The sequence below is a fragment of the Brucella pseudintermedia genome (genome assembly GCF_008932435.1).
GTDB classification, from domain to species: Bacteria; Pseudomonadota; Alphaproteobacteria; order Rhizobiales; family Rhizobiaceae; genus Brucella; species Brucella pseudintermedia.
Genome location: NZ_WBWE01000002.1, coordinates 83360 through 106972 on the forward strand (window position 1 = coordinate 83360; position 23613 = coordinate 106972).

Genomic DNA, 23613 nt, shown 5'->3' on the forward strand with positions numbered 1-23613 from the left:
TGAAACCTTCAAGCTGCATTCTCTCAATCCTTCTGGCAACGACCGTCCTTCTTCTTGCGGTTCAGCTTGCCGGATTGATCTGAGCTTTCCGAACGGAAACGTAAATTTACTGGAGCCTCTGTTATGAGCCCGTCTAAATCCGCGAGCATTCTTGATGCCCGCATCCTTCTACCCGCCATTGGCGATGCTTTCTGTAAGCTGAATCCCAGAAGCCTTGCACGCAATCCGGTAATGTTTGTGGTTGCGGTGGTTTCACTCCTCACGACATTGCTTCTGCTGAAAGACGCGGCTGCGGGCAATCCCAATGTCGGCTTTTCATTCCAGATCGTCGTCTGGCTGTGGTTCACGGTTTTGTTCGCGAATTTTGCCGAAGCCGTCGCCGAGGGACGGGGAAAGGCACAGGCGGATTCCCTGCGTCGGACGCGGACAGAAACGCAGGCAAAACTATTGGATAGTCCGGAAAGCCCAAACTGGAAAAATGTGCCGGGAACCAGCTTGAAAGTCGGAGACGTCGTTCTGGTTGAAGCCAATGATATCATTCCTTCCGATGGCGAAGTTATCGAAGGCGTGGCCTCCGTCAACGAAGCCGCCATCACCGGGGAATCCGCACCAGTCATTCGCGAGTCCGGTGGGGACCGCTCTGCCGTGACAGGTGGAACGCAGGTTCTGTCCGACTGGATCAAGGTTCGGATTACAGCTGCGCAAGGCTCAACCTTCATCGACAAGATGATCAGCCTTGTCGAAGGCGCCGAACGTCAGAAAACACCGAATGAGATCGCGCTCAACATTCTGCTTGCCGGTATGACGCTGATTTTTGTTCTGGCGGTTGTCGCGATCCCTAGCTTTGCGACCTATGCAGGCGGCTATATTCCCGTCACAGTTCTGGTTGCACTCTTCGTCACCCTGATCCCGACCACGATCGGCGCTTTGCTTTCTGCGATTGGCATTGCAGGCATGGACCGGCTTGTACGTTTCAACGTGCTCGCCATGTCCGGCCGCGCGGTCGAGGCTGCCGGTGACGTCGACACGCTTCTTCTCGACAAAACCGGCACGATTACGCTCGGCAACCGTCAGGCCACGGCTTTTGTACCTGTCAGCGGTGTAACTGAACAGGCTCTGGCCGACGCAGCACAACTGGCTTCGCTTGCCGACGAAACACCGGAAGGCCGCTCTATCGTCGTTTTGGCCAAGGAAAAATACGGCTTGCGTGGGCGCGACATGCAGGGGCTACATGCCCATTTTGTACCTTTCACAGCGCAAAGTCGCATGAGCGGGGTGGACGTTGAAGGTTCCGTTATCCGCAAAGGTGCGGTCGATGCGGTGCTTGATTATGTGGATCACGGCAACCGTGTTGATCAAAGGATAATATCGGAACTGCGATCCGTCGCTGATACAATCGCCAAGGCGGGCGGGACACCGCTTGCTGTCGCTAAAGACGGCCATCTCCTCGGCGTGGTGCACCTGAAGGACATCGTCAAAGGCGGTATCCGTGAACGCTTCGCGGAACTGCGCCGGATGGGTATTCGTACAGTCATGATTACCGGTGATAACCCGATGACAGCAGCAGCCATCGCCGCGGAAGCCGGTGTGGACGATTTTCTTGCGCAGGCAACACCGGAAAACAAGCTCTCACTGATCCGCGAGGAACAGGCCAAAGGCAAGCTTGTCGCAATGTGCGGCGACGGCACCAACGACGCCCCTGCCCTTGCTCAAGCCGACGTCGGCGTGGCCATGAACACCGGCACCATTGCCGCGCGTGAAGCAGGCAATATGGTCGATCTCGACAGTGATCCCACGAAACTCATCGAAATTGTTGAGATCGGCAAGCAGTTGCTGATGACACGGGGAGCACTAACCACTTTCTCGATCGCCAACGATATCGCCAAGTATTTTGCAATTATTCCGGCGATGTTTCTTGCCTTTTACCCTCAACTTGGCGCGCTCAACATTATGGGATTGGCTACCCCACAGAGTGCCATTTTGTCGGCCATTATCTTCAACGCCCTGATCATTGTGGCCCTGATCCCGCTTTCGCTGAAAGGCGTCACCTATATGCCGGTCGGTGCAGGCGCTCTCCTTTCGCGTAATCTTCTGATCTATGGTCTCGGCGGCGTCATCGTGCCGTTCATCGGTATCAAAGCCATCGATCTGGCCATTACCGCCCTTGGCCTCGTATAAGGATAAGCAAAAATGCTGAAACAGCTTCGTCCAGCGCTTGTCATGATCGTGTCGCTCACCGTCATAACAGGTTTGGTCTACCCGCTCGGAATGACGGGTATCGCCCAAGCCATCTTTCCGGAAAAAGCCAATGGAAGCTTGATCGAAAAGGATGGCAAAATCATTGGCTCCCAATTGATCGGGCAGAATTTTACCAGCGATCGCTATTTTCACAGTCGCCCATCCGCCGCGGGGAAAGACGGTTATGACGCCACAAGTTCCGGCGGTTCAAATCTTGGCCTGACCAATCCAAAACTCATTGAGCGGATTAAAGCCGATGCCAGTTCCCTGGCGCAACAAGAAGGCTCTGCAAAGCCGCCGATCGACCTCGTGACAACATCAGCAAGCGGTCTCGATCCGCATATCTCCCCGGAGGCAGCTTTTTATCAGGTGCCGCGCGTTGCGAAGGCTCGCGGAATTGATGAAGCCGTATTACGCGGAATTGTCGAACAACAGGTTGAGGCTCGTGAACTTGGCTTCCTCGGCGAACCGGTAGTCAATGTTCTCAAGCTGAACCTGGTTCTGGACAGGACCGGCACCAAGTAGAATAACTGGCGGCGACTTGATTTGCCGCCCTTCCTGTCAGGAGCCTTGTTTGACAGCGGATCCGCTTCGTTTCAGCGATAATAGACCCTCCCCGGATGCGCTACTTGAACAGGCGGAACGCGAGGCGCGTGGCCGCCTGAAGATATGTCTCGGCGCTGCGCCTGGTGTGGGGAAGACCTACGAAATGCTGATGTCGGGCCGCGCACGCAAAGCTGACGGAATCGATGTCGTCATCGGCGTTGTCGAAACGCACGGACGAGCGGAGACCGAGGCTCTCATCGAAGGGCTTGAAATCGTTCCTCGCGCGCGCGTTGCCTATCGTGGTCATCAACTGGAAGAAATGGATATCGATGCGGTTCTGGCGCGCAAGCCGCAACTGGTTCTGGTAGATGAACTGGCACATACGAATGCGCCCGGTAGCAGGCACCCGAAGCGGTATCAGGATGTTGAGGAAATTCTGGCGCGCGGTATCGACGTTTACACAACGCTCAATATCCAGCACGTCGAAAGCCTCAATGACGTCGTAGCGCAGATCACGCGCATCCGAGTGCGTGAAACGGTGCCCGACAGCATAATAGACCGTGCCGACGATATCGAATTGATCGATCTCACGCCGAACGACCTCATCAAGCGTCTCAATGAAGGCAAAATCTACCTCCCAAAGACGGCGAAACGGGCGATCCGCAACTATTTTTCTCCGGGGAACCTGACAGCGCTGCGCGAACTGGCGTTGCGCCGCACCGCCCAGCGTGTAGACAAACAGCTCCTCAGTCATATGCGCGCTCATGCGATAGAAGGTCCATGGGCGGCAAGTGACCGGATATTGGTTGCCGTCGATGACAGTCTCCGCAGTATGTCGCTTGTTCGCTATGCCCGGCGGCTTGCAGATCGCCTTCGCGCTCCATGGGCTGCGATCCACATTGAGACCGCGCGCTCTGCAGGTCTCGCAGATGACGCAAAGGATAGGCTTGCAACGGCATTGAGGCTTGCCGAACAGCTCGGCGGCGAAACGATCATCATTCCGGGGCAGTTCATAGCCGAAGACATTGTTCGCTACGCTTCAGCCCACAACTTCACCCAAATCATCGCCGGAAAGTCCATAAAGTCACGCTGGCGCGAAATGATTGACGGCTCTATCGCGCGTGAGCTTGTTCAGCTTTCAGGTGCTATCGATATTCATATAACGGCTGGTGTCGAGCACGAAAACGGGGGGGCCAGCCGCAAGATAAATACCGCCCGCCATAAGACAACGCCCGATATAGCGCCCTATCTGATCGGCACGGCGATGACTGGCCTGGCGCTTGTTTGCGGACTGTTGCTCGATCGGTTTCTGGATGTGCGCAGCATTGCGCTGGTTTTCGTTGTTGGCGTTCTTGGTGTCGCAGTCACCCTGGGTCTCTGGCCTGCGCTTTTTGCGTCCGTAATCAGCGCATTCGCCTATAATTTCTTTTTTCTCTCGCCACTCTACACGCTTTCCATCGCCGATCCCGAAAGTGTCGTTACGTTGGTTTTCTTCCTGTTTGTGAGCGTTATCGCCAGCAATCTGGCAAGCCGCGTTCAAAGGCAGGCCGCTGCGGCGCGACAACGCGCACGCATGACGGAAGATCTCTATCTTTTCAGCAAAAAGTTGGCGGGGACAGGCTCGCTTGATGATGTGCTCTGGGCGACGGCTTTCCAGATCGCATCAATGCTTAAGGTACGGGTCGTAATTCTGCTCCCCGAGGGAAACAGCATTGCCGTCAGGGGCGGTTATCCGCCCGATGATACTCTTGACGACGCCGATATAGCTGCCGCACACTGGACCTGGAGGCATGACTTGCCCGCGGGCCGCGGCGCCAATACGCTGCCGGGCGCAAAGCGGCTCTACCTGCCGCTCAAGACTGCAAGAACGTCCGTTGGCGTCATCGGTCTCGACAATGATCGTGTCGGACCAATTTTCGCGCCTGAGCAGCAGCGCCTCTTTGAAGCTCTGGCCGACCAGGCGGCAATTGCCATTGAGCGCGTTCAGCTTGTTGACGATGTGGAGCGGGCAAAGCTGGCCGTCGAGGCTGACAAGCTGCGGTCGGCTTTACTCACCTCAATCTCGCACGATCTGAAGACCCCATTGGCAGCTATTTTGGGAGCGGCGACGACGTTGCGGGACTATTCTGCCTCATTGCCCGATGCGGATCGCTCAGAACTTGTCGCAACCGTTGTGGATCAATCAGAACGCCTGAACCGCTTCATTGCCAACCTCCTTGACATGACCCGGATCGAAGCTGGTGCCATGAGGCCCAATCTATCGCTTCATTTTGTGGGGGATCTGGTCGGAGCTACACTCAATCGCGCATCCAAGATACTTGCCTGCCATGAGGTCAACATCGCGGTTCCTGCCAATCTGCCGATGGTTCAGCTTGACGCCGTCCTGTTTGAGCAGGCCTTGTTCAATCTGTTCGACAATGCAGCTAAATACGCACCAAAGAATTCGCCGATCACGGTCAGGGCTCAAGCAGGCCCGTCCAGCATAACGCTGGAAATTTCGGATAGAGGCCCAGGAATTCCTCCTGACGATCTGGAGCATGTGTTCGATACATTCTATCGTGTGCGGAAAGGTGATTATGTGCAGGCCGGTACCGGGCTTGGTCTTCCTATCGCACGCGGTTTCATCGAAGCGATGGGAGGCTCCATCCGGGCGGGCAACCAACATGACGGTAGCGGAGCTGTATTTACAGTTACCTTGCCCGTTCTCGCGGACGAAGTTGACAGGAATTCATGAACGATCCCAAGCTGAAAATCCTTGTTGTCGACGACGAACCAGCCATCCGCAAACTGCTGCGGGTTGGACTGACAACGGAAGGCTATACAGTTGTTGAAGCTGCAAATAGCAGCGAGGCGGACGAACGCATCGCAATGGAAAAGCCCGACATTGTGCTGCTCGATCTGGGTCTCCCTGATACCGACGGTCATGCGCTGCTGCAACGCTGGAGAGAGACCGGCATAACCTTGCCAATTCTAATACTCTCAAGCCGTACTGACGAAGCTGGCATCGTCCGCGCCCTGGAAGGCGGAGCCGATGATTACATCCCGAAACCTTTCGGCATGAAGGAGCTTGCTGCCCGTCTTCGCGTCGCCTTGCGGCATCGGCTGCAACAACAGGGACAAAAACCGCTCTTCCAGAGTGACGGTCTGACCGTCGATCTGGTGCGCCGCCTTGTAAAGCTCAACGGCGAAGAAATTAAGCTGTCGCCGAAGGAATATGATATCCTGCGGCTGCTCGTCCAGCACGCCGGCAAAGTGCTGACGCACCATTTCATCTTGAACCAGGTATGGGGACCGGCGGCTGACGTACAATATCTCCGCATCTATGTCCGTCAGCTGCGGCAGAAGATTGAAAAATCGCCGGATCAGCCGCATTTTATCCTGACCGAAACAGGCGTCGGCTACAGGTTGCGCGAAGCCGATCCAGCTCTTTGAAACAACAGGAACCAAGGCTTCGCGAAAGCGTTGTTTGACAAACAGTCAAGGTGACGGAGGCGAGCGTGGTCGAGTTGATCAACAATATCGAGAATTTGGAATTTATAATCGCCAAAGCTCGGGAATATGACGTTCAGGTTCCTGCGACCGATGAGGACTCTGGGTCCAACGCCAGCGATGACAACGAAGTTGATATTCTCGATGCCTCGCTGACCAATCCCACCCGCAAGGAGCTTTTTGCCGCGATCCGTTCTCTGAACATAGATGAACGGCAGGAACTGCTGGCGCTGATGTGGGTAGGACGCGGCGATTTCAGCGCTGACGAATGGGACGAAGCCCTGTCAACTGCAGCCGATCGCGATAATGGCCGGGAGGCCAAGTATCTTATCGGCACACCGCTTCTGGGGGATTATCTTGAGGAAGGACTGGCCGCGTTAGGCTTCGACATTGAGGCCTACGATAATGAATAAGAAAAATTGATGCTCCCATGCAGCCTTCTATTTTGACGCCGTAAGGTCCTGCTACTAGTGTCAAAAACCAAACTGGGTTCGCTTGAAACGACCTGGGATAGCAAGCGCTACGGAGGAAGGCCCGATGCTTCAGAAAAACCTCATTCAGAAAACAGACTTCTATATCGACGGCGCATGGCGCGCTCCGGTAGAGGCCAAGTCCATTGAGGTCATCAATCCCGCCAACGAAAAACCTTATGCCGTTATATCGGCAGGTTCTGCTAAAGACATTGATCTGGCGGTTGCCGCTGCGCGCAAGGCTTTTCCATCATGGAGTGAAACGCCAGCAGAAGAGCGCATCGGCCATATCCGGCGGTTAGTGGAAATCTACGAAACCCGCCTGGAAGAAATGGCAAAGGCGATTTCACTCGAAATGGGCGCGCCAATAACGCTCGCACGGGAATCGCAGGCTGAAGCAGGCCTTTCGCATACCAAGGCCTTCATTGCAGCGTTCGAGAATTTCGAGTTCGAAGAGCTTCTTTCTCCCAAATATCCAAACCAGACCATAGTGCGCGAGCCGATTGGCGTTTGCGGTCTCATTACGCCTTGGAACTGGCCAATGAACCAGATCGCGTTGAAAGTTATTCCTGCACTGGCTGTCGGCTGCACCGTCATACTGAAACCGTCCGAAATTGCACCGATGTCCGCCATGCTCTTTGCCGAATTTGTGGATCAGGCCGGTTTCCCCCAAGGCGTGTTCAATCTCGTCAATGGCGAAGGTGCTGTCGTCGGCGAGGCATTGTCGCAGCATCCGGACGTCGACATGATGTCCTTTACTGGCTCGACGCGCGCCGGAACGGCAGTTTCTCGAGCCGCAGCAGCGACAGTAAAGCGCGTTTCGCTCGAACTTGGCGGCAAATCGCCGAACATCGTCTTCGCTGATGCGGACCTCGAAGAGGCCATTGCTCGTAGCCTTGCCCATTGTTTCGAAAATACTGGTCAATCCTGCAACGCGCCGACGCGCATGCTGGTCGAACGCTCGGTTTACGACAAAGCAGTCGAACTCGCCCGGAAAGAGGCCGAAGGCACCAAAGTCGGCGACCCCGCCGAAGAAGGCGATCATATCGGCCCGCTTTCCTCGTCGATCCAGTTCGAGAAGGTGCAAAAACTGATCCAGAAGGGCATTGATGAAGGTGCGCGGCTTGTTGCAGGCGGACCGGGGCGTCCGGAGGGATTCACCGAAGGGGACTTCGTCAAGCCGACCGTCTTTGCCGATGTGAACAATAACATGACGATTGCTCGCGAAGAGATCTTCGGACCCGTGCTTGCCATGATCCCGTTCGATACGGAAGATGAAGCCATCGCCATTGCCAACGATACGCCATACGGACTTGCGGCCTATATCCAGACCGGAAACCCGGAGCGGGCAAAACGCGTGGCTCGCAAGTTGCGTGCGGGCATGGTGCAGATCAACGGCACGTCGCGTGCGCCGGGCAGCCCGTTCGGAGGCTACAAGCAATCGGGCAATGGTCGTGAGGGCGGCAAGTGGGGTCTGGAAGACTTCATGGAGGTGAAACTGATCAGCGGATGACCCTTACAGAATAACAATAAAAGGCGCCCTTTCGCGGCGCTTTTTAGTTTCTCTGCAAATCAAGCTTTCTTGATAACGCGGATACGTTGCTCTCCGCCGATATTGATGAATTGCGTGGGCGGCGGCACCTTATGGACGTCATGCGTGCCAAAGCTTTCAGGGTAGAAGGCATAACCAACAGGCGCCTCGGGCGGGTTTCGATCATCTATCAACCGCCCTCCTGCCAGTTCGGTCATCGGATCAGGAATGGCCGAAATCAGTCGTCTGGTATAAGGATGGGTTGGGTTCGAGAAAATCCGATCCCATGGACCACTTTCAACAATCTGCCCGAAGTACATGACCGCAACGCGGTCGCTCATATGCTCGACGACGCTCAGATCATGGCTGATCATGATGTAGGAAAGGCCGAGCCGCTCCTTCAACTCCAGAAGCAGATTGATGATCTGCGCCCGGATTGAGACATCAAGGGCTGAGACAGGCTCGTCCAGCACAATGACTTTCGGATTAAGCAACAGCGCTCGTGCGATCCCAATGCGCTGGCGTTGACCACCGGAAAACTCGTGCGGAAAGCGCCTTGCCTGCTCGGGCTTCAAACCCACGAGACGTAGAATCTCCTCAATGCGACCATCGACTTCGCTACGCGATTTCACACCGTGAAGCCGCAAAGGCGCAGCGAGCGATGTGTAAACCGTCTGCCGGGGGTTGAGTGAAGCAAAGGGGTCTTGAAAGACCATCTGCGCCATCTTTGCCCGTTCCAGCCGTGAAGGTTCGTTTTTGCCGGTGATCGGACGTCCTTCGAAATAGATCTGGCCGCTAGTCGGTTTCTGCAAACCGACTATGGAGAGTGCGAGCGTTGACTTACCGCAGCCGGACTCCCCGACAATGGAGAGGCACTCGCCTTTGTTGAGAGACACGCTAAGATTGTTTACGGCGCGCAGCAATTGGCGGGAACGATTGAAAATTCCGCCGCTCACCGGAAAGTAAACGCAGACATCGTCAATGCGGACCAAAGGTTCTGCCAGTTTGGTTGAATGTATGTCATTCATGATGGAAACACCTCACCACACCGGCATCGTCGAGTGGCGTCCAGCCCGGCTTTTGTACGCGGCAAACATTTGTCGCACGCGTGCAGCGCGGCTCGAACCGGCAGCCTTTTGGAAAAGCGGAAATCGATGGCACGACTCCCTCAATTTCCTGAAGCCGCAGCTGGCCTTCCTTCTGACGTGAACCAAGCTGCGGCAATGACGCCAGAAGACCATGCGCATAAGGATGCGCCGGATGATGAAACAGCCCAGCCGTTACGCGCTCCTCGACCAGATGCCCAGCATACATGACACCCACGCGACGGCACATTTTGGCAATGACCCCGAGATCATGGCTGATCATGAGTACGGAAGTTCCTCGCGCCGTGCAAAGCTCCTGCATAAGACGCAGAATTTCCGCCTGAACAGTCACATCGAGCGCGGTCGTCGGTTCGTCGGCAATCAGCAGATCGGGATTGCAGGCGAGTGCGATCGCGATCATCACACGTTGGCGCATACCCCCTGACATCTGATGAGGATAGTTTTTTACGCGCTGTTCCGGCGCAGGCACCTGAACGCTGGCAAGCGCTTCAACCGCCTTGCGTTCTGCCTCATGCCAGGTTGCTCCTTGATGCAGCACGAACATCTCGGCAATCTGTCGTCCCACGGGAGACAACGGGTTGAGCGCAGTCATCGGTTCCTGAAAGATCATCGCTATACGATTACCGCGCAGCTTTCGCATTTCGCGTGACGACATTGATCGAAGATCATGTCCTTTGAAGCGTATCGCGCCTCCGGTTATCGATAGCGGTTTGCGTAGCAACCCGATCATGGATAGTGCGGTGATACTCTTTCCGCAGCCCGACTCGCCGACCAGACCAAAGGTCTCACCGGCGTCGATTGTGAACGATACGTCCTCAACCACATTATGTTTGCTTGAACCGGAGACGATATCGATTCGGAGGTTTTCGACCTCAAGAAGTGGTTGTTCACTCATATCTTGCGCGTCCTCATATGCGGATCGAGCCAGTCGCGAAGACCGTCACCGAAAAGATTGAGGCCAAGCACCGTGAGGAAAATGGCGAGACCCGGAAATATCGCGGCCCAAGGCGCGTTCACAATCAGCTCACGCGCATCGGTAAGCATGTTGCCCCAGCTTGGATCTGGCGGACTGATACCGAGACCAAGATAGGAAAGTGCTGCCTCTGCGAGAATTGCATCGCCCATTCCGAGCGTGCCTATCACAAGAATGGGTCCGATCATGTTGGGTACGATCTGTGTGATCATGATGCGCACGTCGCTATAGCCCAGCATCTTGGCTGCCTGAATATACCCCTGCTTCTTCAGAGAAAGGGTCGAACTGCGCGCAATCCGGCAGGTCCAGGACCAATTCGTAAGACCAAGCGCCAGCAGAAGACTCGGCAAACCAGGGCCAAGAACGGCCATGATCGCCAGCGCAAAGATGAGTGACGGTATCGCCAGCATCAAATTTGTCAGACCGTTGACGAAATCATCCCACCAGCCGCCGAAATAGCCCGCGGAAATGCCAAAACAGAGACCGATAACAGTATTGATGCACTGCGAAACGACACCGACGGTCAGTGACACCTGTGCGCCATAGAGGATTCGCGAATAGACGTCGCGGCCTTGTGCATCGGTGCCAAACCAGAACTGTGCGTCGGGCGGCAGCTCGGCATTCATCAAATCAGCATCGAGAACCGGATTATAGTGCGCCAGCAGTGGTGCAAGCACGGCCGCCGCCAAGATGACGATGCATATAAAACCGCCGAATACGAGATTGAAACGGAGCTTCATGGGCTTACTCGTGGCTTATACGCGGATCGATCACCGCATAGAGGATGTCAACGATCGTATTGATCAGCAGAAACCACAAAACGATTACGAGAATTGCCCCCTGCACGACGGGGATGTCGCGCAGCGAAACGCTATCGATCAGCAAGGAACCAAGGCCCGGCCAGGAGAACAGTTTCTCCACCACCACGGCCTGCCCCATCATCGATCCGAATTGCAAGCCGATTGTCGTGATAATAAGCACCAGCGCATTGCGCATGACATGCCACTTCACCAGCTTGAAACTGTTCATACCTTTCGAGCGAGCCGTGCGAATGAAATCAGCGCCCATCACTTCAAGCACGGCTGCGCGCGTTGTCCTGGCCAGCAATGCCAAGGGTGCGACACCCAGGGTTAACGCTGGAAGGATGATGTTCCTGATGCCGCCATCGCCGTAACCGAAGCTCGGCAGCCATCCAAGCGTCAATGCAAAGAGATACATGGCGAGCAGACCCAGCCAGAATTGCGGCAAGGAAAGGCCAGAAACCGCTCCGATCATGGTCATACTGTCAAGAATGCTTCCGGGTTTCAACGCTGCGAGAAATCCGAGGGGCACTCCGATCAAGATAGCAAGTCCCATCGCGGCAAAAGCGAGCTTTAGCGTGGGCCACATTCGCTCCTGAATAAGCGATATAACCGGCTGCCTTGAACGATAAGAAGTCCCTAGATCGAACTGCGCCAACTGAACGAGATAGTTACCGAAACGCACATGAACAGGCTTGTCGAGCCCGAATTCCTGGGTGATCTTCTCGACCATTTTTGGATCGTTCATGCCCTTGCCATTGGCGATAAGGCCCGAAGCGATACTGCCTGGAACCACGCTGAAGATAACGAAAATCAACAACGACACCGCCACGGCCGTCGGTATCATCTGTAGCACGCGCCGGAAAATAAAATAGAGCACACGGTCCTCCTTTCGGATCAGCGCCGATCGCGCTTGAGCAAAGGGGATCAGTGGCCCGCCCGAGAATGAGCGGGCCGATCCAGATCAGCTGCAACTAGCGACCGGACGGAACCGTGTCGTCCACCCAGAGCTTTTCATAGGACTGAACGGCGAGTTCCGCCGAATTTGGCTGTAGACCATGCAACCATGGCTGATGTGCCATAACAGCCTTGTTGTAGTTGAAGAACCAGACGGGCGCCTCTTCCTGCAACAGATTGTTGGCCTTCTTCAGAAGCTCATTCTTCTCTTCGTCGGTTTTCGCCAGTTTTGCCGCATCAACAATCTTGTCGAATTCAGCATTGGAGAACTTCTGATAGTTACATGCAGATTGCGGTGTCGTGGAATAGAAACACTGCATGGCCGTCAGCGCATCCGGGCCGCTTTCGAGCGACCACATATAGGCCTGGAAATTGCCCGCCGGAACGACATCGGCAAGCACTGACGCTTCCACCGGCTTGGCCTTCACCTTGATGCCGACCTTGGCGAGCATCGGAATGATCGCCTGAACGATGGTCAAGCCCCAGCTCTCGTTCTGCGTTGCCGTCAATTCGAACTCGAAACCATCTGGATACCCGGCTTCTGCGAGCAGAGCTTTCGCTTTTTCAGGATCATATGGGTACGGCTTCGCATCCTTGTCGAAGGCTGGCGACGAGTTTGGAAGCCAGCCAACCGCGCGATAAGCCTTGTCCTTGACAAGACGCTTGATGATGAGATCACTATCGATCGCGTAGTTGATTGCCTGGCGGACGCGTTTGTCCTGGAACGGTTTGAAATCCGGATTGAAGCCGACGGCGCGGGTATAAACTTCCGCCACCTCGACCATGTTCTTCGCCAGTTCCGGGTCGGCGAGATACGCAGTGTACTGTGCCGGGCCGAGCACCGCCACATCGATTTCCTTGTTGCGGAACGCAACGTCGCGGGCAGCCGCATCTCCCATGATCATGATGTTGATCTTGTCGGCGTAAGGCTTACCCTTCTCATAATACTTGTCCCACTTCTCGACTGTCAGGCGGGAGCCCGGAACATATTCGGCAAACTTGTAAGGTCCGAGACCGATAGGATGACGCTGGAATTCCTCACTGTCACCCTCGCCTGCTGGATAGATAGCGGTGTTGTTGCGCATGAACTGGAAGCCCGGATCGATTGGCTGCTTCAGCGTGATTTCCAGCGTATGGTCGTCAATTTTCTTCAGACCCGAAATTTCCTTGGCCTTGCCCTGCGTATATTCTTCCGCCCCTTTGATCTCAGCAATATAGCGCGCTGGCGGGAATGCCTTTTTCGGATCCATTATCCGTGTGTAACTCCAGATGATGTCGTCCGCAGTCAAAGGCTTGCCATTGTGGAAAAATGCATCCTGACGAAGCTTATAGGTGTAGACGAGCCGGTCGTCGGACACAGTCACGTCGGTGGCAAGGCCGAGTACGGGCTTGTTCAGATCGGCGTCCCAATCATAGAGCGTGCGGTGAATAGCTTTTGCATAGAATTCGTCCTGCGTGGCAGGCGATGCCTGAATATCGAGCGTTGAGAAGCTGTCGCCGTAAGGAGCGACGAAATTGATAACACCGCCCGAACGCGGCTCATCCGCAGCATACGCTGCCGTTCCGGCCAACAAAACCGCGGATAGCGCCGCCAGCAATGTAAATTTTCTCATATTGTTCCCCTTTTTAAGTGTCATTTTTCCGATTCAGACGAACCGTTCTCCGGACAGCTCCCCGAAACGTCGCTGTCCGAAATTGCCCCGAAGCGTTTAGGCTTCAACTTCTTTTCAAATCCGCCAATCGGGCGCATGGCTTCACGCCCGTTCAAACACGATCTCACCGCCGCGCATTGTCAGAACGCAATGCGTGTCGTTGAGAATTTCTTCCGGCTTTGCCGTGAGCATATTGCGCGAGAAGACTGCGATATCAGCAACCTGTCCAGGTATGAGCTTGCCCTTCACATTCTCCAGTTTCTGGGAAAAGGCTCCAAACTCCGTGTAAACTTGGAGAGCCTCTTCAACAGTCACGCATTCTCGGGCATCCATCACCGTCCCCTTGCCCGTTTCACGGGTCAGCATCGAATAGATATTCGGATAGGGATTGGGGTGACACACTGGCGCATCGCTGCCAGTCGCTGGTTTGAAACCGAGTTCTTTCCAGGTCTTCAGCGGATAGCTTGAAAGAGCGCGTTCCTCGCCGAGCACAGAAATATAGGCATCACCAAAATCATAGATGAAGACCTGCTGCGGGCACGGATAGATGCCGGCCTTTTTCATCCGCTCATGCTGTTCGGGCGTGGAGAAACCGCAATGCTCGATACGATGACGACGATCCGGATCGGGATGGGCGGAGAGTGCCTTCTCATAGGCCGTGATCAGTTGCCCAATTGCTGCATCGCCGATAGCGTGGCATGCCAGTTGGTAGCCTTTCTTGTGAGCATCCAGCACCAGCGCTTCCAATTCCGCGTCCGGCAATATCTGGACACCGGTATTATTGTCGTCGCCGAGATAAGGCTTGCTCATCCATGCGGTTCGTCCGCCTGCCGAGCCGTCGAGGAAAATCTTGACGGCACCGACCGTCAACATGTCGTCACCGACACCCGAAACAAGCCCTGCTTTATAGCAATCTTCCACTATGGAAGGTCCCGGATCACCAAGAAGTACGAGCCAGGTGCGCACCGGCAAACGCTTGTCCAGCTTGGCAAGATTATAGGCACGGATTTCATCGAAGCCCGCGACCTGACCCACAGCCGCATCCATGACGCTGGTAATGCCATAGGAAAGAAGCAGATTGCCTGCAGCTTCAATGGCTTCGATCATTTCTTCCGTCGTCGCTCTGGGGATTGCCTTGCGAACGGCGCCCTGAGCATTTTCAGCCACCATTCCGGTCAGAACGCCATTTTCCTGTTCGATCAACCCGCCTTCCGGCACCGGGGAGTTTTCATCTATACACGCCAGCTCAAAGGCTTTCGAGTTGAAGATCGAGACGTGGCCACAAGCACGTACAAGCATAACAGGATGATTTGGGGCGACCGCATCAAGCTCCGACCTATGGGGATGGCGACCCACATCAAGCTTGGTCTGGTCGTAGCCGCGTGCTTTGATCCATGTCCCGGGAGGTACCGAAGCAGCTTTCTCGCGAATGGCATCAAGAAGGCTTTGCAATGTCGGCGCCGCCTGCGGTGTCGCATCAATCCATTTGAGTGTAAGCCCGACCGAAATAAGATGCAGATGGGCATCATTTAATCCGGGCGTCGCAAAGCGCCCTTCCAGATCGACCAACCGGGTATTGTCGCCCTTCAAAGGCCATATCTGGTCCTTCGTACCCGTAGCAAGCACCTTGCCTTGCCAAATGGCCAGGGCTTCCGCCGTGCCTTCTTCGTATCCACACCAGATCGTACCGTTATAAACTATGGTATCGGCACATAATTCGGGCATTACAGGCATTTCAGCGATCCCCTCCCTAAGTCACGCTTGTTTAGGACTAGGGAGATTTCCATCGATGCTTTGACCGATCAAGCCGTGGATTTGTTAAATTTGTAGGGTGTAAATTGTACAAAATGACAAGCGCACGGTCGATTTGACGAAACTTTTGCAAAGTCGAGATGAAATCTGCAGACCAAATAGGCAAAGACCGGAGCCGAAATGGGTATCGGGTACCACCGCCCCCACAAAAATTGCAGCTTTTAATTGTCAACACACACGCAAATGACAGGCACCGTCGCTTGTCGGAGCACGGTCATAAAGCCACACTGCCACATAATCCCAACCGCTTCTTGGCGGCCATGAGACCAGTACAATTGGCCGTTAAGGTTGGGCAAATGGGCGTCCCGGTTCACAAAGCCAAGACGCCTCTCGAACCGACGATCAGATGGTCAGTATGCCGGTCCAGCCGCGCGTTCTGCCAGTTGTTCGGGCGTCAGCAAATCCGCGTGATGAGCGCGTGCGACATCGGGATGCGACCGGAGGCGGCTTTTGAGGTTATTAGCGCCGACCTCGCGGAAGATCGGATTAAGTGCATCCACAGTCACGCCGCGTTCCTTGGTCTTCAACTCCTCCGGCAGATCGATAACTGGAATGGTTGCATCATATCGAGCACCAAGGAAGAAGGCGACGGAGAAACGTTCAACACCTGCTGGAGGCGCGACGACGCCGTGCACATCCGCTCGCACAAATCCATTCGTGGCAAGTTCAAGCAGTTCGCCCGTATTGATGACAAAGGTACCGGGAACCGGAGGCGCATCGATCCACTCGCCGTTTTCGCGCTGAACCCGCAAACCTGGAACCACATCCTGTAAGAGAACGGTCACGAAGCCACCATCCTTGTGGGCTCCCACGCCCTGTTCGCTTTCCGCTACATCGCGACCCGGATAACGAATAATCTTCAAGAGCTGGGAGGGATGCGGTTCATAAATCTGGGCGAAAAAGTCTTCCGGCTGTCCCAGTGCGGCGGCGATAGCTTTCAGAATATCGATGCCAACACGTGTCACTTCAGATTGATAGGCAAGCAGCAAGGGTTTGAGTTCCGGCAACGCATCCGGCCATTGGTTTGGGCCAATCAGACGCTTCCACGCCGGGCTGTCCGGACCAATTACAGCAGGCTCCGATTCCGTATTGATGTCCAGCTGTTCACGCCAGTCCTGCTGGCCCCGCGTCCGTTCAAACCCAGCCCGGTTGTAACCCCGAAAATGGGGGGACTTCACCATCTCGATCTTCAGCTTTTCTTCTGCTGGCAGCGCGAAGAACTTCTTCGCCGTGGTTACCACGTCTTCCACGAGCTTCGGATCCACGCCATGGCCCGTAAGATAGAAAAAGCCGTGATCGTGGAGCGTCTGGCGCAGTTCATCAATAAAGCTACCGCGTTCCTCCGCACTTCCATTGAAACGGGACAGATCGAGCAATGGCAGGTTGATCGGCGTGGTGTGTATGGTCATTGGAACCTCCTGAAAATTCTCAGCGTAGGCGACGGCTGCGTGCCACGCGGTGATTGGCAAGGCGAGCGGCATAGTCGCCCGTAAGCTGCATGGATTGCACGATTGCAACGAGAATGATGACAACGGCAATCATGACTTCCGGCATAAAGCGCTGATATCCGAAACGAATTCCGAGGTCGCCCAGGCCGCCGCCGACCCGACCCCACCACAGTCGGTCCACTTTCTACGATCCTCCCGCGATTGAGAACCGTCACGTAGTCAGCGATCTCGCGTACCACGTCCATCTCATGTGTAATGAGCACTATCGTCAGCCCCAGCCGCCGATTGATGTCTTTCAATAGCGAGAGAATTGTTCTGTGGTTTCGGGATCAAGCGCTGATGTCGCTTCGAGCCCCAGAAACCTTCTGGTATTCTCCGCAACAGCTTGACGGAGAACGGATAGCCCCATCATCGGAGGATATTGTTGTGAAGTTTGACGAAGAGCGAGCGCAGCAGCGTCAAGAAGTTCGGTTGGCTCGAAGCCCTCCGGGAAACCCTGCCCGAGATTGATGGCTCCGCGCTCAACGGAAAGCCGCGACATTGCCTCAAAAATCGACGTTCCCGCCTCGCCGAATATCGGACTGACCATCCCCGCTCCCCTTTTCGAAATCGAATTCACGGAGAGAAAGATAAAGCCTATAAACTTAGTGGACAAAGCATGGACTTGCCGGTCCGAACAGCCGCAGGGAAAGCTTTTTCAAATTTGCGGTGCGTGAAACAGATTCAGGTTCCACAGTTGCAAATGATTTTGGATCAGCTAGCCGTTTGGCTGTGCCGATTGCGCCAGAGTTCTCCGGCTTTTTCGAAGAACAGCGCGTAGCTTTCGTTATCCGCGGATATTGCCGTCATCATCCCCATCGCAGCTGTGGCAACGATTGTATTTTCTGCTCGTTTGTCCACAGCCGCACCGGACCAGACGCCATGCCAGTATTCAAATGAACTGAAGTTCGAATGCTTGTCTCCACTTTCCCTCGAAAGAGTGGGAAGCAGCAGGTCCGTTTCACGTCCGTCCAGAAGCCTATGGATGGTATGCGCTCTGTGCGGAACCAGCTCCGCAACGTCCCGGCTAGTCGAAACAACCGAGATTGACGGAAAGCCAAGCAGCGCACCTGCATCCCGGTGCAATTTACGATAGGCGGGCTGTGTCACGCCCAAGAAAGAGGCCTTGAGATTCATAGGATTAAGCAGGTGAACGAGGCTGTTCATAGATGAACGCGACTCAAACAAGGGGTAAAGAGCCATCAGTGCGTGAATTTGGGGAGCGAAACCAACCATAGGCATGAAGCAGATACCATGGGCTCTCAATGCCTCTTTCGCCAGAGAATGTGACGTTGCGATCGGGAGGTTGACAGCTTCAGCAGCTATCTCGAGCTTGCCTGAAATCTCGCCGGTACCGCAGTTACCGTGCAGGACCACCGGATAACCAGCCCGAGCGACCAGCAATGCCGAAAGCATAAACCACGGCGATTGCGTGGAATTCGGCGATAAATAGGCCGGCCAGTCCAGCGCAGGCACATTCAATCCCGCGTCGACCGAATAAATTCGTCTCGCTGCCCGCGCCATGCCCGCAAGTTCCGGTGCAGTTTCTCCGCGATAGTGAATAAGCCGGAGTAACGCACTGATCTGCATAGGATCGGCATTCCCTGTAAATATCGTTGTGAATGCATCTTCGGCTTCGGGCATTTCCAGCGGACGGGTGTGCCCAGCTTTTCGCCCTACCACAGCGATATATTTCGCAAGCCTCCTGACCGGATCATTTTCACCTTGGATGTTGGCGAACTGCGCCGCAAGCTGTTCCGGCGTGGGGTGGTTTTCAAGCTCAACCACCTTACGGATACCAAGCGGCGGCGGCGCGAAAATGGCGCTTCGGTTCCAGCCATGATGTCCAGTGCAGCTGGATTTCGGAACTTCAGAAAGATCCAGATTCAGTAGCGTTTCAGCTTCATTCGCAAGGCGTCGCAGACGCGCTCGTAACGCTTCGGCTTTCGGGGTTGCCACCATGTTGCGCCCCGAGCGAACCAGAATGGCGTCATTGAACTTCTCGCGAATTTGGCTGAGCAGGCGGCTCATGGCCGCGATGCTCAATCCCATCTGCTTTGCAGCGCCGCCAACACTGCCCTCCACAAGAAGTGCATCAAGAGCGATCAGCAGGCGTAATTGCCCCAAGCGAAGGCTTTCGTTCTCACCTTTCGCCGTTTGCTGCATTTTCGCTTGCTTGTCCGACATCAATATTGTGCCCGTTCATTTGCGGTTTTTGAAATTTAGAATGCTTATAAAACATGACGATTGACGTCACCTTATCGCCATACATAAGGAGACTTGAAAACTCAACTTTAAACGGTGACGAAAATGACGAGCTTGTTTCGGGGATTGTGGGCCGATGGTACACAAAACAGGCGTTTGGCTGGAAAATCGCTCGCGTACCGGGCGATCCTTGCGGGCACCTGTCTTTCCACAGGGCTGCTTTTGAGCGCGACGGTTGCGGATGCGCAAACCGCGACCAAGCCCGCAGAAGAAGCAACGTCCGAGGCGGGCACCAAGAAAAAGACGACGGAAGGAGCCATCGAAACGACCGCCGACGGAGCCGTCAAGCTCAATCAGATCGTTGTCACGGCGACCGGTTTCGAACAAAACATCACCGACGCACCCGCAAGCATCACCGTGGTTCCAGGGGAAGAGTTGGAAAAAGGTGTCTATCGCGATCTGACAGACGCTTTGAAGGATGTGCAAGGCGTGGCTGTAACTGGTCCTGCGGCCGAAAAAGACATCTTCATCCGTGGTCTTCCGGGCTCCTACACGCTGCTTCTCGTGGACGGCAAGAGGCAGAGCACCCGTGACGCTCGTACCAACGGCAACTCTGGGTTCGAGCAGAGCTTCCTGCCGCCAGCGAATGCCATTGAACGGATCGAAGTCATTCGGGGCCCAATGTCTTCGCTCTACGGATCGGACGCCATGGGCGGCGTCATCAATGTGATTACGAAGAAGGTATCGGATACGTGGAGCGGCTCTTTCTCTGTTGACGGCACGGTTCAGCAGCACTCCAAATTCGGAAATTCGTTGCAAGGCTCCTACTATATGACCGGGCCGCTGGTTCCCAATCTCGTGGGCGTTCAGGTTTGGGGGCGTGGTCTCAAGCGGCAGGAAGATAATATCGTCAGCGGCACGCCCGAACAGAAGGATATCGACATCACGGGGCGCGTCACGATCACGCCGAATGAAGATCACGATATCATGCTCGAATTGGGCAAGACGCGCCTTCGCCGCGATTCCACTGTCGGCAATACGGCAGCGTCAGGTTCGAATTCCTACAGTTACAATGATCGTGATCACTGGTCTATCAGCCATACTGGTCGCTGGGGTCCGACAACATCGGAGTTCTCTTTCCAGCAAGAATGGGCAGAACGCACCAATTTCAACTGGGACGACAAGACCAAGAGCTATGTAGAGAATCTGCGCTCTCCGCACATCCGCAATTCGGTGCTCGACGGCAAATTCACAACGCCGTTTGAATTCTACGGAAATCACACGCTGGTAACCGGTGGGCAGTTCATGCAATCGGTGCTAACCGATCAGAATCCGGGACGCCGTACCGGTGTGGACGAAGAGTTCAGTGTCCGCCAATGGGCGCTCTTTGCCGAAGACGAATGGTGGATCACGCCGGACTTCGCTCTGACAGGCGGCCTGCGCATGGACGATCATGAGATTTATGGATCGCATTTCAGCCCGCGCGGTTATGCCGTCTGGCACGCCAACGAACAGCTCACGTTCAAAGGCGGCATTTCCACAGGCTTCCGTGCACCTGAACTGCGCACCATCGCTCCGGGATACGCTTATACGACAGGCGGCGGGGGATGCTCGTACGGTCCAAACGGCACCTGCGGCGTGATCATCGGCGATCCAGACTTGCAGCCTGAAAAGAGCACGAGCTATGAAGCGAGTGTTCTCTGGGACAATCAGTCCGGCCTTCGCCTGGGCGCAACATATTTCTACACGGACTTCAAGGACAAGATCAGCAACGCCCTGATCACAGATGCGAACGGTAATCCTGTTCGCTGGAGCGAAGATCCCAACTATCGTCTCTGGTACAGCTTCAACATTGACGAAGCCGTCATGCAAGGTGTGGAGCTGACCTTCAACTGGGAAGCAACGGACACGATCACCTTCCGCGGCAATTATACCTACACGGATTCCGAACAACAGACGGGTGATTACAAGGGACTACCTTTGGCACGCACGCCAAAGCACATGGCAAGCCTGCGTGCGGATTGGACAACGCCGGTTGACGGCTTGAGCGCATGGGCGGCCGGTAACTACCACGGTGAAGAAACCAATGCGGGCGCGCGTATCGGAACAGCCGGCGAGCCGATCTACAGAAACGGCAAGGTGGTTGCCCGTAAATACAAGCCCTATGCGACCTTCGATATTGGCGGGTCTTATGACTTCAGCGAGAACGTCACCTTGAATGCTGCCGTTTACAACATCTTCGACAAGAAGGTTGACGTGGATGACTTCAATTCAGTCGTTGACGGGCGCCGCCTGTGGGGCGGAATGACCTCTCGCTTTTAGGATCGAAAAGCCAAGACGCCCGCCCGGCGGCTGGCGTCTCCTCTACGATGGGATGCTCCCATGAGAGTACTGATGACTATTGTAAAACGGGTGTGCCTGATAATGGCAGGGATATTTACTGCTTCCACCGTGCAAGCTGCGGAACCTGTCACTTCGTCATTTGACATGGAAGCCAATGGTATTGCCTACCGCATATTCACCGCAGTCCCAAAAGAGGCGGCACCCAAGGGCGGTTATCCGGTTATCTACATGGTTGACGGCAACCGCATGTTGCCAATTGCAGCCCGCCGCATGGCAGAAAACCCGGCATTGAAAGCTGTCTTTGTCGGCATCGGCTATCCCACGGACAACCAGGAAGAAATCGTCCGCCTGAGATATTTCGACCTGACCCCGCCCACCCCTGACGACCTAACCCCGGTTCACTTCAATGTCCCGAAGACAGGAGGACGCGACGCCTTCTTCGACTTTATCGACAATCAGGTGAAGCCTGAGATCGAGAAGCGTTTCAAGATTGATGAAGACCGGCAGGCCCTGTTCGGGCACTCTTTGGGCGGATTGTTCACACTATATGCCCTGTTCAATCACACAGCTTCTTTCCAGAGCTACAGTGCGGCAGACCCGTCAATCTGGTGGAATAATCGCTCGATTTTGAAAGACAAAGATCAGTTCATTGCGAGTTTCAAGCATGCTCCTCGCCCGATCCGTTTGCTTATAGAAACCTCTGGCAAACGCGGTAGCCGGCCCGGACAAACGAAACAGGAAGATGACCGGTTGAAGAAATTGCGCGGCGGACCGTCCGGCGCGGATATCTTCAAAGAGCTTTCTGAACTCCCGCAAATGGATGCAGCTTTTCGCCGTTTTGACGATGAGAGCCACGGTTCAATGATACCGTTAACAGTTGAAGACAGCCTCAATTTCATCCTGCTCGGAAACGTCCCCCACCGCAAAAACAACTGAATATTATCTCCCGGACTTTGACGAAGAAGATACTTGACTATAAAGCACAGGATTGATGAAAGGATCGAACACCATGCTGAACATCGCTCAACAGGCCACCCGCTTATGCGCAGCCGCCATCGTAGCGTTTGGCGTTGCCGCAAATGCAAATGCTGCGGATTTAACCGTCAAGCATGCTCAAGGTGAAACAGCTGTTCCGGCCTCACCGGCAAAAGTACTGGTTTTCGATCTCGGTACCCTCGACAATCTTGACCGTCTCGGTGTCAAGGTAACCGGTGTCCCGAGCGGCATATCGTTTCCTGAGTATATGAAGAAATATCAGGGCGATGAATACGTAAAAATCGGCACATTGTTCGAGCCTGATTATGAGGCCGTTAACGCGGCGGAGCCCGATCTCATCATCGTGGGAGGTCGTTCAGCCGCAAAATACGGTGAACTTTCCAAAATCGCACCCACCATCGATCTGACGACCAACGCAAAAAACTTCATTGCCGACACGGAAGCCAATGTCGAAAAGCTTGGCCAGATTTTCGGAAAGGAAGCAGAGGCGAAGGCGGAAGTCGAAAAGCTTGATGCTGCACTTGCTGTCCTGAAGGAAAAGGCTGCCAACAAAGGCACCGGGCTTCTTATCCTCACTTCCGGCGGCAAGATCAGCGCCTATGGTCCCGGTTCGCGCTTCGGGGTCCTGCACGACAGCTTTGGGGTCAAGCCAGTAGCGCCAGATCTTTCCGTTGGCAATCATGGCCAGCCTGCCAGCTCGGAATTCATCCTAGAAACCAATCCGGACTGGCTGTTCGTCATCGACCGCGATGCGGCGATTGGCCGAGAAGGCAATTCGGCCAAACAGGTTCTCGACAATGATCTCGTGCGCCAGACCAATGCCTGGAAAAAGGAGCAAGTTGTCTATCTGAACGCCCAGAACTGGTATCTCGTCGGCGGAGGGCTCGGTGCGCTTCATGGCACGGTCGATCAGTTTTCGGAGGCTTTCGGCAAGGCGAAGTGACAGCTTTCCAGACCCAATTCGGTCGGGCCGCCATCGGTGGCCCGAATCCGTAATCAGGCAATAGA

Annotated in this window: 17 protein-coding genes and 2 pseudogenes; 9 read left to right on the forward strand and 10 right to left on the reverse strand. The window is 54.9% G+C overall.

Annotated features, from left to right (window positions below):
• Positions 1-123: 123 nt before the first annotated feature.
• The 6 genes from kdpB (at position 124) to F9K78_RS03000 (ending at position 8256) form a co-directional block, all read left to right on the forward strand.
• A complete protein-coding gene (kdpB, locus tag F9K78_RS02975) occupies positions 124-2178 on the forward strand; it encodes a potassium-transporting ATPase subunit KdpB (protein WP_121985323.1) in 2055 nt (684 codons plus the stop codon).
• A 12-nt stretch (positions 2179-2190) separates the two neighbouring features.
• Complete coding sequence (gene kdpC / locus F9K78_RS02980; RefSeq protein ID WP_121985322.1) at positions 2191-2763, forward strand: potassium-transporting ATPase subunit KdpC; 573 nt, start codon at positions 2191-2193, stop codon at positions 2761-2763.
• A gap of 49 nt (positions 2764-2812) precedes the next feature.
• Positions 2813-5518 carry a sensor histidine kinase gene (locus F9K78_RS02985; RefSeq protein ID WP_121985321.1) on the forward strand — a complete coding sequence of 902 codons (2706 nt, stop codon included), beginning with the start codon at positions 2813-2815 and terminating at the stop codon, positions 5516-5518.
• Positions 5515-6216, forward strand: coding sequence for a response regulator transcription factor (locus F9K78_RS02990; RefSeq protein WP_121983014.1), 702 nt, complete (start codon positions 5515-5517; stop codon positions 6214-6216). Before F9K78_RS02985 ends, F9K78_RS02990 begins: the two co-directional genes overlap by 4 nt.
• A gap of 65 nt (positions 6217-6281) precedes the next feature.
• Positions 6282-6686: a DUF3775 domain-containing protein gene (locus F9K78_RS02995; RefSeq protein ID WP_121983015.1), complete on the forward strand. Its 405-nt coding sequence runs from the start codon at positions 6282-6284 to the stop codon at positions 6684-6686.
• Between the two features lie 124 nt (positions 6687-6810).
• Positions 6811-8256 (forward strand): aldehyde dehydrogenase family protein, encoded by a 1446-nt coding sequence (locus F9K78_RS03000; RefSeq protein ID WP_121985320.1) that lies wholly within the window; start codon positions 6811-6813, stop codon positions 8254-8256.
• A 59-nt stretch (positions 8257-8315) separates the two neighbouring features.
• Here F9K78_RS03000 and F9K78_RS03005 read toward each other — a convergent pair whose 3' ends face one another.
• The 10 genes and pseudogenes from F9K78_RS03005 to F9K78_RS03055 form a co-directional block, all read right to left on the reverse strand.
• Positions 8316-9302: an ABC transporter ATP-binding protein gene (locus tag F9K78_RS03005; RefSeq protein WP_121985319.1), complete on the reverse strand. Its 987-nt coding sequence runs from the start codon at positions 9300-9302 to the stop codon at positions 8316-8318.
• On the reverse strand, positions 9295-10275 hold the full coding sequence (locus F9K78_RS03010) for an ABC transporter ATP-binding protein (protein ID WP_121985318.1): 981 nt from the start codon (positions 10273-10275) through the stop codon (positions 9295-9297). The genes F9K78_RS03005 and F9K78_RS03010 overlap by 8 nt, the downstream gene beginning before the upstream one ends.
• On the reverse strand, positions 10272-11093 hold the full coding sequence (locus tag F9K78_RS03015; RefSeq protein ID WP_121983019.1) for an ABC transporter permease: 822 nt from the start codon (positions 11091-11093) through the stop codon (positions 10272-10274). Before F9K78_RS03015 ends, F9K78_RS03010 begins: the two co-directional genes overlap by 4 nt.
• Positions 11094-11097: 4 nt before the next feature.
• Positions 11098-12033, reverse strand: a complete 936-nt coding sequence (locus tag F9K78_RS03020; RefSeq protein ID WP_121985317.1) for an ABC transporter permease — start codon at positions 12031-12033, stop codon at positions 11098-11100.
• Positions 12034-12127: 94 nt separating this feature from the next.
• Positions 12128-13723, reverse strand: coding sequence for an ABC transporter substrate-binding protein (locus tag F9K78_RS03025; protein ID WP_121985316.1), 1596 nt, complete (start codon positions 13721-13723; stop codon positions 12128-12130).
• Positions 13724-13864: 141 nt separating this feature from the next.
• Positions 13865-15487 (reverse strand): amidohydrolase, encoded by a 1623-nt coding sequence (locus tag F9K78_RS03030; protein ID WP_376903688.1) that lies wholly within the window; start codon positions 15485-15487, stop codon positions 13865-13867.
• 437 nt (positions 15488-15924) lie between these two features.
• Positions 15925-16983, reverse strand: a complete 1059-nt coding sequence (locus F9K78_RS03035) for an isopenicillin N synthase family dioxygenase (RefSeq protein WP_121985314.1) — start codon at positions 16981-16983, stop codon at positions 15925-15927.
• Positions 16984-17002: 19 nt separating this feature from the next.
• Positions 17003-17176 (reverse strand): annotated as a pseudogene (locus F9K78_RS03040) (DL-methionine transporter permease subunit); the annotation flags it as partial.
• A gap of 16 nt (positions 17177-17192) precedes the next feature.
• A pseudogene (locus F9K78_RS22040) lies at positions 17193-17611 on the reverse strand (aminotransferase); the annotation flags it as partial.
• A gap of 164 nt (positions 17612-17775) precedes the next feature.
• Complete coding sequence (locus F9K78_RS03055) at positions 17776-19248, reverse strand: glycosyl transferase family protein (RefSeq protein ID WP_121985313.1); 1473 nt, start codon at positions 19246-19248, stop codon at positions 17776-17778.
• A 123-nt stretch (positions 19249-19371) separates the two neighbouring features.
• Between F9K78_RS03055 and F9K78_RS03060 the strand changes: the two genes are divergently transcribed.
• From F9K78_RS03060 to F9K78_RS03070, 3 genes are read left to right on the forward strand one after another with little or no spacing between them, the layout of a single operon-like run.
• Positions 19372-21588 (forward strand): TonB-dependent receptor domain-containing protein, encoded by a 2217-nt coding sequence (locus F9K78_RS03060; RefSeq protein WP_151682045.1) that lies wholly within the window; start codon positions 19372-19374, stop codon positions 21586-21588.
• A gap of 60 nt (positions 21589-21648) precedes the next feature.
• Positions 21649-22545: an alpha/beta hydrolase gene (locus F9K78_RS03065; protein ID WP_121985311.1), complete on the forward strand. Its 897-nt coding sequence runs from the start codon at positions 21649-21651 to the stop codon at positions 22543-22545.
• A gap of 55 nt (positions 22546-22600) precedes the next feature.
• Positions 22601-23548, forward strand: a complete 948-nt coding sequence (locus tag F9K78_RS03070) for a siderophore ABC transporter substrate-binding protein (protein WP_121985310.1) — start codon at positions 22601-22603, stop codon at positions 23546-23548.
• Positions 23549-23613 lie beyond the last annotated feature (65 nt).